This is a genomic window from Bacillus sp. 22-7 (genome assembly GCF_010628845.1).
Taxonomy (GTDB): domain Bacteria; phylum Bacillota; class Bacilli; order Bacillales; family Cytobacillaceae; genus Cytobacillus; species Cytobacillus firmus_B.
The window spans coordinates 1-16,826 of record NZ_NJQY01000046.1 but is presented as its reverse complement, the minus strand read 5'-3'; the positions used below and the strand labels follow the sequence as shown (position 1 = coordinate 16,826).

Annotated in this window: 22 protein-coding genes; 19 read left to right on the top strand and 3 right to left on the bottom strand. The window is 39.7% G+C overall.

Annotated elements, in window-relative coordinates:
• Nucleotides 1–258 precede the first annotated feature (258 nt).
• The 3 genes from CE058_RS23850 to CE058_RS23840 all read left to right on the top strand — a co-directional run bounded on the left by CE058_RS23850 (nt 259) and on the right by CE058_RS23840 (nt 2,716).
• A complete protein-coding gene (locus CE058_RS23850; RefSeq protein WP_048011885.1) occupies nt 259–1,389 on the top strand; it encodes a GAF domain-containing sensor histidine kinase in 1,131 nt (376 codons plus the stop codon).
• Nucleotides 1,390–2,037, top strand: a complete 648-nt coding sequence (locus CE058_RS23845) for a response regulator (protein WP_048011886.1) — start codon at nt 1,390–1,392, stop codon at nt 2,035–2,037.
• Between the two features lie 139 nt (nt 2,038–2,176).
• Complete coding sequence (locus CE058_RS23840) at nt 2,177–2,716, top strand: NADPH-dependent FMN reductase (protein WP_163145256.1); 540 nt, start codon at nt 2,177–2,179, stop codon at nt 2,714–2,716.
• Nucleotides 2,717–2,771: 55 nt separating this feature from the next.
• Here the strand turns inward: CE058_RS23840 and CE058_RS23835 are convergent, their stop codons facing one another.
• Entirely contained in the window at nt 2,772–3,026 is a 255-nt protein-coding gene (locus tag CE058_RS23835) for a YhdB family protein (protein WP_035326734.1), read from the bottom strand.
• 207 nt (nt 3,027–3,233) lie between these two features.
• On the opposite strand from CE058_RS23835, the gene CE058_RS23830 reads away from it, so the two are divergent.
• From CE058_RS23830 to CE058_RS23805, 6 genes are all read left to right on the top strand, one after another.
• Nucleotides 3,234–3,551 carry a DUF3889 domain-containing protein gene (locus CE058_RS23830; RefSeq protein ID WP_048011888.1) on the top strand — a complete coding sequence of 106 codons (318 nt, stop codon included), beginning with the start codon at nt 3,234–3,236 and terminating at the stop codon, nt 3,549–3,551.
• A gap of 109 nt (nt 3,552–3,660) precedes the next feature.
• Nucleotides 3,661–4,356: a response regulator transcription factor gene (locus CE058_RS23825; protein WP_048011889.1), complete on the top strand. Its 696-nt coding sequence runs from the start codon at nt 3,661–3,663 to the stop codon at nt 4,354–4,356.
• The gene (locus CE058_RS23820; protein WP_163145255.1) at nt 4,353–5,705 is read left to right on the top strand and encodes a HAMP domain-containing sensor histidine kinase; all 1,353 of its coding nucleotides are present in this window, start codon (nt 4,353–4,355) and stop codon (nt 5,703–5,705) included. Before CE058_RS23825 ends, CE058_RS23820 begins: the two co-directional genes overlap by 4 nt.
• 68 nt (nt 5,706–5,773) lie before the next feature.
• Nucleotides 5,774–6,463, top strand: coding sequence for a PepSY domain-containing protein (locus CE058_RS23815; protein ID WP_048011891.1), 690 nt, complete (start codon nt 5,774–5,776; stop codon nt 6,461–6,463).
• Nucleotides 6,464–6,558: 95 nt separating this feature from the next.
• Nucleotides 6,559–7,110 carry a PepSY domain-containing protein gene (locus tag CE058_RS23810; protein ID WP_048011892.1) on the top strand — a complete coding sequence of 184 codons (552 nt, stop codon included), beginning with the start codon at nt 6,559–6,561 and terminating at the stop codon, nt 7,108–7,110.
• A gap of 128 nt (nt 7,111–7,238) precedes the next feature.
• A complete protein-coding gene (locus CE058_RS23805; protein ID WP_163145254.1) occupies nt 7,239–8,651 on the top strand; it encodes a SpoVR family protein in 1,413 nt (470 codons plus the stop codon).
• Nucleotides 8,652–9,352: 701 nt separating this feature from the next.
• Here CE058_RS23805 and CE058_RS23800 read toward each other — a convergent pair.
• The gene (locus tag CE058_RS23800) at nt 9,353–9,502 is read right to left on the bottom strand and encodes a hypothetical protein (protein ID WP_163145253.1); all 150 of its coding nucleotides are present in this window, start codon (nt 9,500–9,502) and stop codon (nt 9,353–9,355) included.
• A 129-nt stretch (nt 9,503–9,631) separates the two neighbouring features.
• On the opposite strand from CE058_RS23800, the gene CE058_RS23795 reads away from it, so the two are divergent.
• The 9 genes from CE058_RS23795 (at nt 9,632) to CE058_RS23755 (ending at nt 14,630) form a co-directional block, all read left to right on the top strand.
• On the top strand, nt 9,632–9,892 hold the full coding sequence (locus tag CE058_RS23795; RefSeq protein ID WP_048011895.1) for a metal-sensitive transcriptional regulator: 261 nt from the start codon (nt 9,632–9,634) through the stop codon (nt 9,890–9,892).
• 86 nt (nt 9,893–9,978) lie between these two features.
• Nucleotides 9,979–10,338 carry a rhodanese-like domain-containing protein gene (locus CE058_RS23790; protein ID WP_163145252.1) on the top strand — a complete coding sequence of 120 codons (360 nt, stop codon included), beginning with the start codon at nt 9,979–9,981 and terminating at the stop codon, nt 10,336–10,338.
• Between the two features lie 15 nt (nt 10,339–10,353).
• On the top strand, nt 10,354–10,653 hold the full coding sequence (locus CE058_RS23785; RefSeq protein WP_163145251.1) for a rhodanese-like domain-containing protein: 300 nt from the start codon (nt 10,354–10,356) through the stop codon (nt 10,651–10,653).
• 153 nt (nt 10,654–10,806) lie between these two features.
• Nucleotides 10,807–11,283: a DsrE/DsrF/DrsH-like family protein gene (locus tag CE058_RS23780; RefSeq protein WP_163145250.1), complete on the top strand. Its 477-nt coding sequence runs from the start codon at nt 10,807–10,809 to the stop codon at nt 11,281–11,283.
• Nucleotides 11,284–11,304: 21 nt separating this feature from the next.
• Complete coding sequence (locus CE058_RS23775) at nt 11,305–11,883, top strand: sulfurtransferase TusA family protein (RefSeq protein ID WP_163145249.1); 579 nt, start codon at nt 11,305–11,307, stop codon at nt 11,881–11,883.
• Nucleotides 11,884–11,924: 41 nt separating this feature from the next.
• Complete coding sequence (locus CE058_RS23770; RefSeq protein WP_163145248.1) at nt 11,925–13,046, top strand: MBL fold metallo-hydrolase; 1,122 nt, start codon at nt 11,925–11,927, stop codon at nt 13,044–13,046.
• A gap of 52 nt (nt 13,047–13,098) precedes the next feature.
• A complete protein-coding gene (locus CE058_RS23765) occupies nt 13,099–13,326 on the top strand; it encodes a sulfurtransferase TusA family protein (protein ID WP_035326750.1) in 228 nt (75 codons plus the stop codon).
• Nucleotides 13,327–13,390: 64 nt separating this feature from the next.
• Nucleotides 13,391–14,167 (top strand): sulfite exporter TauE/SafE family protein, encoded by a 777-nt coding sequence (locus CE058_RS23760; protein ID WP_048011900.1) that lies wholly within the window; start codon nt 13,391–13,393, stop codon nt 14,165–14,167.
• Nucleotides 14,168–14,267: 100 nt separating this feature from the next.
• The gene (locus tag CE058_RS23755) at nt 14,268–14,630 is read left to right on the top strand and encodes a YidH family protein (RefSeq protein WP_048011904.1); all 363 of its coding nucleotides are present in this window, start codon (nt 14,268–14,270) and stop codon (nt 14,628–14,630) included.
• 28 nt (nt 14,631–14,658) lie between these two features.
• Here CE058_RS23755 and CE058_RS23750 read toward each other — a convergent pair whose 3' ends face one another.
• A complete protein-coding gene (locus CE058_RS23750) occupies nt 14,659–15,552 on the bottom strand; it encodes a YitT family protein (protein ID WP_048011901.1) in 894 nt (297 codons plus the stop codon).
• Between the two features lie 319 nt (nt 15,553–15,871).
• Between CE058_RS23750 and CE058_RS23745 the strand changes: the two genes are divergently transcribed.
• A complete protein-coding gene (locus CE058_RS23745) occupies nt 15,872–16,774 on the top strand; it encodes a YihY/virulence factor BrkB family protein (protein ID WP_163145247.1) in 903 nt (300 codons plus the stop codon).
• Nucleotides 16,775–16,826: the final 52 nt, after the last annotated feature.

The window sequence follows — 16,826 nt, the reverse complement described above, 5'->3', positions numbered from 1 at the left end:
AATCGGGCCTTTACGGGCAGTTTGACCCCTACCTATCCTCCTTTGATTCCTCTAAGTCTTGAAGTGGGGGTCTTACTGCCCGTTAGACTGCGATAGTAAATCTGCACCGAAGAGAATTGCTCTTCGGTGTTTTTAATGATGGGCTTCTTGGGTCTACATCTTTAGTCGCAGGCTGCTTCCTCCCAAATGCCAAGGAAGTAAGGGAAAATAAGTTATATAATATAAGTACATATATGACAAGGACCAAGGGGGATTTGGGTGTTGGGGAAAAAAAGACAATCAGAAATCGGAATATTAAAAGAAATAGCTGAGCTATTGAATGAGGGAACAGAAATAGATTCGCTTCTTAAAGAGGTGCTGCAAAAATTGCTTCACATCACGGGTCTGGAAACGGGCTGGGTATTTTTGATCGACAGCCAGGGGGACTTCCGCCTGGCAGCAGAAGAGAAACTGCCCCCTGCCCTTTCCGCGGATAACTGCAGGCCGATGTGCAAGGGAGATTGCTGGTGTATTGACCGCTATAATGACGGCAGATTAAACAAAGCTTCAAATATAATTGAATGCAAAAGAATAGAAGATGCGATTGCAGAGCAAAGAAAGGAAACCAACGGGCTAACCCATCATGCCTCCGTACCGCTGAGAGCGGGAGAGGAAAAGTTTGGTGTTCTTAATATTGGCTCACCTGCTAAAACCCATTTTTCACCGGAAGAATTGGCTTTGCTGGAATCTGTTGCTTTCCAAATCGGAACGGCTATAAAACGGATCAAGCTGACACAGCTCGAACATGAGACGGCACTTGCTGCGGAAAGAAACCGGCTGGCAAGGGACCTGCATGATTCTGTCAACCAGCTTTTGTTCTCTTTAAGCTTGACGGCGAGAGGAGGAGCGGAAATGACTGATAACACGGAAATGAAAGAAACCTTTTCCTACATGCAGGATCTCGCACAGGAAGCCTTAAGCGAGATGAGAGCGCTTATCTGGCAGCTCAAACCGCGCGGACTGGAAAATGGAATTATATGTGCTATGCAGACTTACAGTCAAATGCTTGGCCTAAAGCTAAACTCAAAAGTTAAGGGTGTAATCTGCCTTCCGGGGAAAGTTGAAGAAACACTTTGGAGAATTGGCCAGGAAGCTCTGGCTAATTGCAAGAAACACTCCGGTGATTCAACAGCTGATGTAGTACTGACTGTGGATGAAAGAACAGTTACCATGGTGATTTCCGATTGCGGCAGAGGGTTTCACTACCGTGAAAACGATATCCCTTCTCTCGGCCTCAAAAGCATGAAGAAAAGGACGGAAGCACTGAATGGTTTATTCAAATTAATAACAGAGCCAAATAAAGGAACGAATATTGAAGTTGTCATTCCTTTGGAAAAGGGAGGGAAATAAATGGCCATCAAGGTTTTAATAGCGGATGATCATCATGTTGTTAGAAGGGGACTTGTATTTTTCCTCAAAACTCAGCCGGAAATCGAAATTATCGGGGAGGCAAAAAACGGCCTTGAAGCTGTTGAGATGATGCAAACACACCAGCCTGATGTTGTATTAATGGACCTGGATATGCCTGTAATGAATGGGATTGAAGCCACAAGGCAGATTAAACTGAATTATCCTGATGTAAAAATCATGATACTCACAAGTTTTTCAGACCAGGATCATGTAATACCCGCTATTGAGGCAGGAGCATCAGGATATCAGCTGAAGGATATTGAGCCGGATATTCTTGTTCAGGCAATAACCCAGCTGATGAAAGGGGAGCATCAGCTTCATCCAAAAGCCACCTCCCATTTGCTTACACATTTAACGAATAAAAACAATACGGAAAGACAGCCGCTTGAAGAGCTGACAAAGAGAGAGCTCGAGGTACTGAGAGAGATCGCAAAAGGAAAAAGCAATAAAGAAATAGCTTCATCTCTTTTTATCACAGAAAAGACAGTCAAAACACATGTTTCCAACCTGCTTTCCAAGTTAGAGCTCGCAGACAGGACACAGGCAGCACTTTATGCCGTGCGTCATGGGATTGCCGAGACAAAATAAAAACTCATCCAAAAGTCTGAGGAAATATTTACTGAATTAGTACTAAAACAAGCTTTATAAAACTCAGCCATCCTGACGATGTGTAAAAGCGCATGTTTCTATATACTAAATAATATAGGATCTTAAAGGAGAGTTTATAATGAAGCTTACAATTATTAATGGAAGTCCGCGGATGAAGGGACGCACGGGAATAGCCTCCCGTTATATTGCAAGAAAATATAATGCTGAACTGATCGACTTAAGTCTTGGAGAAATTCCTTTATACAATGGAACAGAAGAACAATATGGGCTGCCTGCTGTTAAAAAACTGCGCCAGCAGATTGCTGACTCTGATGGAGTTATTCTGGCATCCCCTGAGTATCACAGTGCCATGAGCGGAGCATTAAAGAATGCGCTGGATTTCCTGGGGAGTGAGCAATTTGCCCATAAGCCAGTCGGCCTGCTGGTTGTGGCAGGCGGCGGAAAAGGCGGCATCAATGCACTGAATAATTTAAGAATTGCCGGCAGAGGCGTATATGCCAATGTTATACCTAAACAGCTTGTTCTGGACCCGCATTGTTTTGATTATGAAAATGATGGCCTTTTTGAGGAACCAGCCAAACTGGTAGAGGGTTTAATGAAGGAACTTCAGGTATATATGAAGGCATATGGTCAAATTAAGCAGGAATTAAAACAATAAAAAACAAAAACACGGACCAAAAAATCCGTGTTTTATTATTGGTGGAATTCTTTTGTCAGGTTAGTTCATAAAATACAGTGTTTGGCAGCTGTTTTTCCGATAATTCATTGGCGTGGTCAATATATCTAAGCAGTGAGTATAAATGTTTCTCAATGACAGAATAGTCTTTTTCGAAATTGTAGGCATGAAGAAAATGTTCAATTTTCTTCGAAAGAAATTGGTCTTCTGTCCTGACCATCAGGATCAGCAGGTTATCCCATTCAGACCGGTGTGTATAATATAACGCACGGTCGTAATCCACTTTATTCATTTGTCCTCTCCTCCTCTTCCAGGAGTTGATTATAGTTTATGATGATGCGGCATTTTATTTCAAAGTAAATCTTGGACTTGTTGATATACATGGGTTTTCATCATTTACCTGTATATATTGGCCACATTCATTTATAGGAAATTCGGTTACATAAAATCAAAGCCTGGGTCAAAAATATAAGTAACGACATATGCTTTGGAGGGAAAAATGAAAAAGTATTTATCCATCTTTATGCTGATTTGTTTATTAGCCGGGGGAGGTTCATTGGCAGGAGCTGTACAGAAACCGGATTATGAAAAGTATGGGAGAATCGCCATTGCAGTTGTAAAAGAAGACTACCCTGGGGAAGAAGTAGTGGATTATCAGTATGGAGGAAGAAAGAAAGTTACTGAAACAGATGTAACAGACACCTTCACTTTTACCGTAAAAGAAGATGGGAATCCGGTAACCGTATTGGTGATGGTCACGCATAACCTCAAGGATAACAAAGCGGTTAGCCTATCTGTAGAGAGAAAAACTCAGTAAGCTCCTTCGGGGGCTTTTTTCATTTCCTTATTCAAAATAATGATAAAAACAAATCTTTCTGATAATCTTGGAATATGAATAAAAATGTCAAATATGGGGAGTGAGTTTTTTGAGGGAATCAATTCTTGTTGCGGAGGATGAAGCTAAAATTGCCAGGATTCTGGAAATTGAGCTTGAATTCGAGGGCTATCGAGTAACAAAGGCAATGGATGGTTTTCAGGCAATGGAGTTATACAGGACTGGAAGCTGGGACCTAATCATCCTTGATATCATGCTTCCAGGATTTAGCGGAATTGAAATTCTGCGAAGAATTCGCAGCAAGGATAAACAGACCCCCATTTTGCTGCTGACGGCAAAAAGCTCAGTGGAAGATAAAGTATCTGGTTTAGATCTGGGGGCGAACGATTACATAACAAAACCTTTTCAGATTGAGGAACTGCTTGCGAGGATTCGGGCGGCACTAAGGGTTAAAACAGCAGCTGCAGAAAAAACTCCGGCTATTGACTGTCTTGAAGTGTCAGATTTAAAGCTCAATGAGAAAACAAGGGAAGTCAGCAGGGGAGATCAGTCCATAGAACTGACCCCCAGAGAATTTGATTTACTGGTTTATTTAATGACAAATAAAAAACAGGTCCTAAACAGGGAACAGATTTTGGAGGCTGTCTGGGGATATGACTTTTTGGGAGACACAAATGTTGTTGATGTCTACATCAGGTATTTGCGCAAAAAAATAGACTTGCCTGAGATGCCTTCTCTTATTCACACCATCCGCGGAGTAGGATATGTATTAAAGGAGACGAAATGAATCTTAGGAAGAAAATTTATTTATATACAACCGTTCTTTTTGCAGTACTTCTGCTTATAATGAATTTCGCTGTTTATGCTGTATTCAGCAAATTGGTATATGAAAATGAGCGGGCCGCTATATCGAATGAAATGGCAAATATGATAAAGATTGCCCAAAGATCCATCGGGAATGTTCCGGAAACTGAACTGCTTAGGGCCTTTGTTCCTTCAAATGGAATGGTAAGACTTGTTCAGCCAGATAAAAAGGCAGTAACCTCCACATCCCCGGACGAAAAGGGACTCAGTGAAATCCCTGCAGAGTACATCAGCAGTGAATTAATAAAAACAATGGAACGTGATAATAGGGTCTATATGTTTGCATCTGCACCTGTGATTCTGCCGGATGGTGAGATAGGAAGTTTTCAGCTGACCAGAAGCATGGAAAGTGCGGAAAAAATATTAAAGACTCTTCGCTTCGTTCTGGGGATTGGCACAGTCGTGGCAATGATTCCGGTTTTGATTTCCAGTGCGATCCTTAGCAAGTTTATTACAAGGCCTGTAGCGACTATGACAGCCACCATGAAAGAAATTAGAAAAAGCGGCCAATTCAAGCGTCTTAAGTTGGAAGGGAAATCTCATGATGAGCTGCAGCAAATGGGTGAAACCTTCAACCACATGATAGATCTTCTTGAATCCAATTATGAGAAACAAAAACTCTTTATTTCAAATGCTTCCCATGAATTAAAAACTCCATTAACTGTTATAGAAAGTTATTCAAGCCTGCTTAAGAGAAGGGGGCTGAAAGAACCTGAATTATTTAATGAATCCATAGAAGCCATTCACTCAGAGGCGCTAAGAATGAAGGAGATGACAGAACAGCTTCTTCTGCTTGCACGGCATGATGACCACTGGATGATTGATTTGAAAATGGTGGAACTAAACAGTTTTTTAACCCAAGTCACTCGGACATATGAAGATGCTTTTAATAGGACTGTGCATTTGGATTCGGCTTTGTCTGAAAATACATTTATTCAAACTGATGAAAATAAATTAAAGCAGCTCCTGTTTATATTTCTGGATAATGCCAGGAAATACAGTGATGATGTCATAAAGGTTACTGCTGGAGCAGAGAAACAAGAAGTCTATATCCGGATTGAAGATCGCGGCATGGGTATACCTATGAAGGATCTGCCAAGAGTATTTGATCGTTTTTACCGGGTTGATGAGGCTAGAAATAGAAAAACAGGGGGATCAGGACTGGGGCTGTCCCTTGCCAAAGAAATAGCAGATGCACTGGGAGTTGAAATAAGGCTCGAAAGTACTGAAGGAGTAGGAACTGCAGCATCCGTCATATTCATAGTGACATAACCATTCTCATCTATTTCTCATTTTATTAATAGATAATGGAGAAATAAGCTAAGTGGGAGGTGTAAGGAATGAAGCAAAAACTTATAATTGCAGCTTCGGGGCTTCTGCTGGCTGCGCTCCTTGTATTTGCTGCAATACAATTCACTGATGTCTCTGCTTCTGAATCAATTACTGAAGGTGAAGCCAGGGAATTAATAAAAGACCGATATCAGGGAGAAATTCTGAATGTGAAAAAAGTAAACAGCACTTATTTGATTGAAATGAAAAAAGACGAAGCGTTTTATCAAATAAAGCTGAGTGAAAACGGAGGAGAAATTCTTTCTTTTGAAAAAAAGGAACAGACTCCTAACGGTGAACAGAAGCAGCTTGATGAAGAAAAAATAAAGGAAATTATTCGGGTAGAAGAATCTGGTGAATTACTCTCCATGAAAAAGATGACTTATAAAGAAAAACCAGCCTTTGAGGCAATCGTTCAGAAAGATGAAGCGAAGATAAAGATTACTGTTGATGCCCTGACTGGAGAAGTTCTATCTCGTTTTGCCGAGGAAACAAAGGTCCCTGTTAAAAATCTAACCGAAGAGGAAGCTATTCAAATTGCTCTAAAAAATGAACCTGGGGAGGTGGATGATATCAGCTTTGAGAAAACAGACAGCGGATCTTATTATCTTGTTGAGATAGAAAAGGATGACGGCAGGGAGGCCGCTGTCCAAATCCATGCTATTACAGGAACAGTAATGTCGGTTACATGGGATGATTAATTCCTTTCTCATCAAATTTTAATTTTCTTATCCTTTTTCTCTCATTTTCACCGGTTATATTGAACATGTAGAAAAGAAAAAGGAGGAAAAGTAAAATGAACAAACAACTTGCAGTTATTTCGTTGGCAGGAGCCTTATTGTTGGGTGGTGCTATTGCAGCAGGTGCCGCAGATACAAATGAAAGAGGAAGTACTGGGAGTAAGACAGAAGCTGCGCAGGATTTGATTACTGTTGAAGAAGCGAAGAAGATTGCTCTTTCTGAAGCAGAGGGAAGAGTAGAGAGCATTGAATTGGAAAGAGCAAAAGGCAAACAGTATTATGAAATTGATATTGATAATGGGGAAGAAGATATCGATATTAAAATTAACGCTTTAGATGGTAAAGTCATTTCAATTAATAAAGAGCGGGATGACAATGATGACAATGATCAGGCCGAAAAAGAGATAAATGGGGAGGAAATAATCTCCGAGCAAAATGCTATTGAAATAGCTGAAAAAGAAGTTAATGGAATGATGAAAGAAATTGAAATAGATGAAGACGATGGACAAATCCTATATGAAGTTGAACTGCAGACAAACAAAGGCGAAGCAGATGTTGATATTGACGCTGAAACAGGTAAAGTATTAAAAGTCGAATTGGATGAATAATTCCATATGGAAAGCGGGGCGAAATGCTCCGCTTTTTGCTGTAATTTGTTACAAGCTTATGAAGAGACTACTCATCATTCCTCTTGTTGGTTCATAGATTATGGTAAGGACTAAAAGGGGGAGTGGCAATGCGGGAGGAAGATAATAAATCATTGGAATATGCCATTCAGGAAATTACTGAAATTGCAAATGGGTTTGGCTTGGACTATTACCCTATGAGGTATGAAATTTGCCCTGCAGAAATCATTTATACATTTGGCGCTTATGGCATGCCGACCAGGTTTTCGCATTGGAGCTTTGGAAAACAGTTTCATAAGATGAAGCTGCATTATGATTTAGGTTTATCAAAAATTTATGAGCTTGTAATCAACTCGGATCCCTGCTATGCGTTTCTGCTTGATTCCAATACCCTTATCCAAAACAAATTAATTGTGGCGCATGTTTTAGCACACTGCGATTTCTTTAAAAATAATGTCCGTTTTCAAAACACAAAGAGGGACATGGTAGAGAGCATGGCTGCCACCGCTGAAAGAATAAGGCGGTATGAAATTGAGTTTGGGAAAAAGGAAGTGGAAACTTTCCTTGATGCCGTGCTGGCAATTGAAGAACATATTGATCCGTCTCTAATGAGGCCGAAGCTAGCCTGGAGTAGTGATGATGAATATGAAAGCAGCGGTGATACAGCAGCGGCCAGCCCTTATGATGATTTATGGGATTTGGATGAAAGGAACAAGAAGCATGAACCAAAGAAGAAAAATAAGAAATTCCCTCCGAAACCAGAAAAAGATTTACTGCTGTTTATAGAGAGCTACAGCAGGGAGCTAACGGACTGGCAGCGGGATATATTAACGATGATGCGGGAAGAAATGCTCTATTTCTGGCCGCAGCTGGAAACTAAAATTATGAACGAAGGCTGGGCATCGTATTGGCATCAGCGCATCTTAAGGGAAATGGATTTGACATCTGCTGAAGCACTGGAATTTGCAAAGTTGAATGCAGGGGTTGTGCAGCCGTCCAGAACCGGAATCAATCCATATTATCTGGGTCTGAAGATTTTTGAAGATATTGAAGAACGATATAACAATCCGACTGAGGAAATGAAGAGGCGCGGTGCTGTGCCAAATTCAGGCCGGGAAAAAATGTTCGAGGTTCGTGAAATCGAGTCAGATATATCATTTTTAAGAAATTATTTAACAAAAGACCTTGTTATGAGAGAAGATATGTATCTGTTCCAAAAACAGGGTAAGGATTATAAAGTAGTGGATAAACAGTGGGAGCATGTGCGCGATCAGCTTGTCAGCATGCGTGTAAATGGAGGATTCCCATATTTGACGGTTAATGACGGCGATTATATGAAGAATGGTGAACTATACTTAAAGCACTGGTTTGAAGGTGTAGAGCTTGATCTTAAATATCTTGAAAAAGTACTCCCATATGTACACCAGCTTTGGGGCAGAGGCGTCCATATGGAAACCATTGTTGAAGGCAAGAACATGCTTTTCACTTACGATGGAAAGAGCATCCACAGAAAATATTTATAAAAATGACGGACGAACCAAAGTATGTTGTGGTTCGTCTTTTTTTGGCTGGGCTGCAAACATGTTTTTTTAAAATGGGCAGAATAAAACTAAATACTTTCCTTCTCAAGGAGTATTGAAGTAATATTAACGTGTACAGGCGGGGGTATAGAGAGGTAACTAAATGCCTCCCTGATATTAATATTTTCTATACAGCCATTGATAAACTGAGGAAAGGATGATGATCTTGAAAATTACGGATTCAGCTCGGGATCTATTGAAAAAGATTCTTCAAGAGAAAAATACTGGCGGCATTAGAGTTTATTTTGCAGGCTTTGGCTGAGGAGGCCCTCAAATTGGACTGGCTCTGGATGAGCCGGAAGCAGAGGATATAATCGAAACTATAAATGAAATACAGGTAGCGATCGACCCGGAAATCAAGCCGCATACGGAAAGTATGATTCTTGATCATGATCAGGATAATGAAAGACTGGTCCTGTTAGGCAATGACAGCGACTGCTGCTAATGAAAAACACCCAAGCGGGTGTTTTTCTATTTGTAAAAAAAGCATTGACTATATACCCAATAGGGTATACAATATGAATTGTAATTGAATTATTTACGCAGAGGAGAGAAATATGCTGCTGATTTTTTTTACCTTGCTGCTAGTTAGTTTCCCATTATTTAAAAGGTATTATCCTATTAAAAATATACCTTGTTATCATTTAGATCAATGCCTGCCCAAGGAAGGCATAGCCCTGCTGGATGTCAGGGATTATAATGATTCCTGTCATTGTAAAATACCCGGAGCGATCAATCTGCCCATTCCATATATAAATAGGCATATAAACGATATACCTTATAACCAAATCCATTTAGTTGCCTCCAGCTCATTAGAGAAGAATGTTGGAGTAAGGATGCTGCGGAAAAAAGGGTTTAAGATAGTTGGTTTTTCAATGCCTGATTGTCACTATGCAAAATAAAACTAATAAGGGGTGAAACGTGTGTTATACGATGCAAAAACTAAAAATCGAATCAAAAGGGCGGAGGGCCAGCTTAGAGGGATTTTAAAAATGATGGAGGATGAAAAAGATTGCAAATCTGTCATTACCCAGCTAACAGCTTCAAGATCAGCAATTGATAAAGCAATTGCAGTTATTGTCAGTTCCAATCTTGAACAATGTATTGTTGAAAACGCTGAAAAGGGAATTGAGAGTTCCATCATGATTGAAGAGGCTGTCAACTTACTTGTTAAAAGCAGATGATGGTCAGTTGACTTCCTTTTTTATTTAGTTATAATATACCCCATTGGGTAAAAAAGAAGCATTATCACATATTTGGAGGTAAGCAAATGACTATTGCAAATGGAATCATTATCGCCCTGCTCATTATTTTTCTCTTTCAGAAGCTGATTCCTGTAAAGGGCGTAAAGCAGATGACAACTGCTCAGCTGAAGAATGAAATGATGGACAAAACAAAGCAATACATTGATGTAAGAACAACAGCTGAATTTAAGAGCTTCCATATTCCAGGATTTAAGAACATGCCTCTTCATCAGCTTCACCAGAATATGGGACAGCTATCAAGAGATAAGGAAGTAGTTGTTATCTGTCAAAGCGGAATGAGAAGCAGCAAAGCAAGTAAAATTCTAAAAAAAGCCGGATATAAGAACATTACAAACATCAAAGGCGGAGTAAGCGCCTGGAGATAAAGGGGAGAATATTAAATGAAAACAATGACTGTAAATGAAGTAGAGCAGCAGCTTGCTGCCGGAGTAAAGTTAAATATCATTGATGTGCGGGAAGTTGATGAAGTAAAAGAAGGAAAGATAGCTTCAGCTATTCATATTCCGCTTGGACTAATTGAATTTCGTATGCATGAGCTGGATAAGAATCAGGAATATGTTATGGTTTGCCGATCAGGCAACCGCAGCGGATTAGCTGCACGATTTCTTGAAGGACAGGGGTTTAGTGTCATTAACATGCTTGGCGGTATGATGAACTGGGAAGGACCAATAGAGTATTGATCTGTAAACGCCAAGAACAGGTGTTGACAGAAAGTCAAATTTACTCTATTATATACCCTGTAAGGTATTTTGATTCATTTTAAAAGCTTATAACAAATATAGAAATTTTTTTGATTATAAAAATACCCAATAGGGTAAAGGGAGGATAAAAGATTGGAAAAGAAAAAAACAACAATCGTTCTATTCAGCGGAGATTATGACAAGGTGATGGCGGCTTATATCATTGCAAACGGTGCAGCTGCTTACGATCATGAGGTAACCATCTTTCACACATTTTGGGGACTGAATGCTCTTAGAAAAGATGAGCCAATTCAAGTCAAAAAAACTTTTATGGAAAAAATGTTTGGCAAAATGATGCCAAGAGGTCCGGAAAAAATGGGATTATCGAAGATGAATATGGCTGGAATGGGTCCTAAGATGATCAAAGATATTATGAAAAAGCACAACACTATGCCAGTTAAAGATTTGGTTGAATTGGCAAAAGAACAGGATGTTAAGCTGGTAGCCTGTCAAATGACTGTCGATCTTCTTGGATTTAAACAGGAAGAAATCATTGATGGTGTGGAATATGCCGGTGTAGCTGCATATCTTGCAGATGCAGAAGACGGCAATGTCAACTTATTTATCTAAATTTATAAGGAGGAATATTAAATGGAAACTTTAAAATCAAACTCTTCAGTAGATGCAAAAGGGCTTGCTTGCCCAATGCCGATTGTAAGAACGAAAAAGGCAATCACTAATCTGAATCCGGGGGAAGTACTTGAGGTCCTTGCAACAGATAAAGGTTCAAAAGCAGATATTCAGGCTTGGGCAAAAAGCTCTGGACACCAATATCTTGGCACAATGGAAGAAGGCGAAGTGCTTAAGCATTATATACGAAAAGCAGGTGAAAATGAAGAGCGCGAAGCTGCAACCTTTGAGCCTGTTGCCTCTAACGATGATCTTTTAAAAGAGATGGATTCTAATGATGATATTGTTGTTCTCGATGTCAGGGAACCTGCTGAATATGCATTCGGCCATATTCCCAATGCCATTTCGATTCCCTTCGGAGAATTGGAAGAGAGAATTAGCGAGCTGAACCAGGATAAAAAGATTTTTGTAGTATGCCGTACAGGGAGCCGAAGTGATATGGCATCCCAGGTATTAGCTGAAAAAGGCTTCTCAAATGTAATTAATGTAGTTCCGGGAATGTCCGAATGGAATGGACCGACAGAAACGAAGCTTAACTAAAATTTTTTAATCTAATTTATACATCAGGGGGTATTTAAACGATGAAAGCAATAACTGCTAGTGAAGTAACAAAAAAGGTTATTCATAATGAAGAATTATTTATACTTGATGTACGTAATGAAACCGACTTTAACGATTGGAAGATTGAAGGCAAAAACTTTGAATACTTGAATGTTCCATACTTCGACCTTCTTGATGGAGTGGAACCTATTCTTGATAAAATTCCGGCTGATAAAGAGCTTTTAGTAGTGTGTGCAAAAGAAGGTTCTTCTGTCATGGTCGCAGAAATGCTTGAAGAAGCAGGACGAGATGCTTCCTACCTCGCAGGCGGGATGAAATCATGGAGTGAACACCTTGAGCCTGTTAAAGTGGGAGATTTAAAGGATGGCGGAGAAATGTATCAATTCGTCCGCATTGGAAAAGGCTGCCTTTCCTACATGGTGATTTCAAACGGTGAAGCTGCAATCGTCGATGCAACAAGAATGACAGACGTATTTACTGATTTTGCTGCTGAAAAGAATGCAGAGATCAAGCATGTCTTTGACACACATCTCCATGCAGATCATATTTCTGGCGGACGCAAAATTGCTGAAAAAACGGGTGCTTCCTACTGGCTTCCTCCTAAAGATGCTGAAGAAGTAACATTTGAATACAGCCGTCTTGAAGATGGAAACGAAGTCATGATTGGTTCTACTAAAATCAGCATTCAAGCTATTTACTCACCAGGCCATACAATTGGTTCAACATCTTTTGTAGTGGACGATCAATACCTTCTTTCAGGTGATATCCTATTCATCGATTCTATCGGACGTCCTGACCTCGCCGGTAAAGCCGGGGATTGGGCTGGTGATTTAAGAGAAACACTTTATAAGCGCTATAAAGACCTATCAGGCGAATTAGTTGTTATGCCTGCACACTTCATGATTATTGAAGAATTAAATGAGGATGGCAGCGTATCCGAAAAACTTGGCACATTATTTGCTAAAAATCACGGATTAAACATTGAAGACGAAGGTGAGTTCAGAAAGTTAGTTTCTGAAAATCTTCCTCCTCAGCCTAATGCTTATCAGGAAATCCGCGAAACAAATATGGGAAAAATCAGCCCGGACGAAGAAAAACAGCGTGAGATGGAAATCGGTCCAAATCGATGTGCTGTAAGATAATCTTTTTGAAGGGTTTATCAAAAACTAATATTAAAAATTGGAGGAATGAAATATGAACGCAGCAAAAGTACTGGATGCAAAAGGTTTAGCTTGCCCAATGCCAATCGTAAAAACGAAGAAAGCAATAGGTGAAATCGAATCAGGGCAAGTGCTTGAAGTTCATACAACAGACAAAGGAGCAGTTAAAGATTTGGCTGCCTGGACAGAGTCAACAGGACATGAGCTTTTAAAACATGAGGATGACAATGGAGTGTTAAAGTTCTGGATAAAAAAAGGCTGATCTATTGAAAAGATAAAAGGGGGTTTGCGCTCCCTTTTATTGCTTAAAAGGAGGGGATGGCCACATGGATTTTACTTTTTTGATCGTTATATTTTTAATTGGTTTTATCGGGTCTTATATTTCCGGAATGGTTGGAATTGGCGGCTCAATCATTAAATACCCAATGCTATTATACATTCCGCCGTTATTTGGATTAGCTGCTTTTTCTGCTCATGAAGTATCCGGAATCAGTGCAGTACAGGTCTTCTTTGCAACAATCGGAGGTGTATGGGCCTACAGGAAAGGCGGATATCTGAATAAGACACTAATTATTTATATGGGTTCAGCCATACTGGCCGGAAGTTTAATCGGAAGCTATGGTTCAAGGTTTATGACTGAAGGCGGCATTAACCTTGTATATGGTGTTTTAGCTTTAATTGCTGCAATCATGATGTTTGTGCCGAAAAAAGGCTTGGATGATATCCCTTTGGATCAAGTAAAGTTCAATAAATGGCTTGCAGCCTTCTTTGCTTTGATTGTCGGCATCGGGGCTGGTATCGTCGGTGCAGCAGGTGCCTTTTTACTGGTTCCTATTATGCTGGTTGTATTGAAGATTCCTACAAGGATGACGATTGCGACATCACTGGCAATCACATTTATTTCATCGATTGGATCTACAGCTGGTAAATTGGCAACCGGACAGGTAGACTATGTTCCTGCAGCCGTTATGATTATTGCCAGCTTAATTGCTTCTCCATTAGGAGCTGCTTCAGGAAAGAAAGTAAATACAAAAATCCTTCAAATTATTTTGGCTGTACTAATACTGGCTACATCCATTAAAATCTGGATGGATATTTTATAATTCTGGGGAGGGGGCAGCGGGTGCTGTTCCCTTTAATGTTTAACCTGTGGTTAAGCGGTAAAAATAATCGTAAACTTCAGATAAGGGAGAGCTGTTTTTGATGGAAGAAACCAAAGAGTCGAAATACATACAGCAGCACCTGGCAAATGAAAGAACCTTCCTGGCATGGGTAAGAACATCGATCGCTGTAATTGGAATAGGCGTACTTGCTTCCACGCTGCATTTTAATAATGTGCAGAGAGTAAATAAGTTTGCAGACAGTATTGCCATTTCATTAAGTTTATTTTCTCTAGTTACCGGCCTGACAATTCTTGTTTACTCTACCATGAATTATTTTCAGGTCAGAAAAAGAATTAACCAGCAGACCTACTCATCATCCCGATCTCTAATATACTTAATAACAGCTGTTATCTTTTTGATATTTATCTTATTGCTAATATATTTATTTTTTATTTTGATTTAACAGTTGCCTCATGATTATAAATTATTAATTAATGAATGGCTTTCTTTTTAAATCTTCCGCCCCTGACTTCCGCAATATCAGCAACTGCTAAAAAAGCACTGGGATCTATTTCTTCAACAATGGCTTTTAATTTTGCCTCTTCCAGTCTGGTGATGACACAAAAGATTACTTTTTTATCATCGCCTGTGTAAGCACCTTCCCCATTTAAGTAGGTAACTCCTCTTCCCAGACGTGCCAGAATCGCTTCACCGATTACCTTATGCTGGTCACTGATGATCCAGGCTGATTTTGATTCATCCAGCCCGCTGATCACCACATCAATTGTTTTGAAAGCAATGAAATAAGCGAGGATGGAATACATAGCCCGGTTCCAGCCGAAAACAAAGCCTGCCGTAGCAAAAATGAAGATATTAAAAAACATAATAATTTCCCCGACAGAGAACGGAAGTTTTTTATTTACCAGAATGGCCAGAATCTCAGTTCCATCTAAGGAGCCTCCATACCTGATCACCATGCCGACCCCAACACCAAGAACAATGCCGCCAAATACCGTTGCTAACAGCAAGTCCTCAGTAAAAACAGGAACGTCATGCAAAAGGAGGGTGGTTGCGGATAATACGGCAATCCCGAGCAGCGTAGACAACGCAAAGGTTTTCCCTATCTGTTTGTATCCTATGTAAAAAAATGGAATATTAAGGATGAAAATAAACCAGCCCAGTTTCCAGCCGGACAGGTGAGAGAGGATAATGGAGATGCCTACTATTCCGCCATCCAGAATTTTATTGGGCACAAGAAACTCTTCGATTCCTACGCCCATAAGTATGGCTCCAACTATGATGAAGAAAATTCTTTTTGCAAGCTTTCCTTTAGTCAAACCTTTATGTACATTTGCTTCAACAGCAGTTTCGAGTGATACGTTCATAAATGACCCCCATTTTTATATGATACCCGAGTATCTGTATAAGCTAATAATATAATATGATGGCTTGTGCCATTTTAGCTCAAACTAATTAATCGGCAAGTCTGATAATCACTATATCTAATTATAACATTTCTTATATTAGATGAGGATTCCCGGGTTAAATAATACGCTTAGTTCTGTACTCTTTTGTAGGGATTATATTAATGATATCTTTTTTACCAGCCTGATTGAATAATTTATGAAAACACGATTAGTTCAAAGCTCTTCGGGGAAATAAACACATACAAGCAAATTAGCTGTATAAGGGAGGGGCAGTTACATGCATAAGGTTATTCAATTTGGCAAGAAGCTCGGAAAGGAGTTTAAGAAAGATCGGGCAACTGGGCTTGCAGCCGAACAAGCCTATTATTATATGCTCTCCATTTTTCCTTTATTAATCCTGCTCATCTCCATTGTTCCATATCTATCACTGGATCCTCAAAAAGCATTAACATATCTGCAGAGTGTAATGCCGTCTGATTCGTTTAGTGTAATCGAGGATAATGTGATAGATATCATTACGAAGCCAAACGGCGGTCTGCTGACTTTTGGTATTATCGGTACATTATGGTCGGCTTCTAATGGAATGCAGGCTTTCATAAGGGCTATGAATGATGCGTTTGATGTAAAGGAATCGAGATCATTTATAAAATCAAGACTGGTTTCCATAGGCTTAACACTTGGACTGCTTGCAGCATTCATTGTTGCCATGGTTCTTCCTGTATTCGGGAAAGTTATCTTGAATTTTATTGGTAATTTTATAAATATATCTGATGGGATGCAAATTTTGATCAATGTATTGAGGTGGGCTATTGCTTTTGTGATCATGGTTACAGTCCTGGCTATTCTTTATAAGGTAGCGCCGAATAAACATTTTCCTTTCAAACAGGTATTGCCGGGTGCAATAGCCGCAACGGTTATGTGGCAGATCATATCTTTTGGCTTATCCTTTTACGTAAGCAATTTTGGAAATTATTCAGCCACATATGGCAGTCTTGGCGGAGTTATTGTATTAATGCTTTGGTTCTTTTTAACCGGCCTTGCACTTGTTATTGGCGGAGAAATAAGTGCCCTCTATCACAGAAATAATACATTCAAACCGGGCAGCGGGAAGAATAATGATAAAAAAGATCCCAAAGTACAATCCGATGGAGAAGCTTATCGTACACTTTCAATAAAATAGGGCAAAATAAAACGAGGGCTTAGCCCTCGTTTTATTTTATCGCAGTCTAACG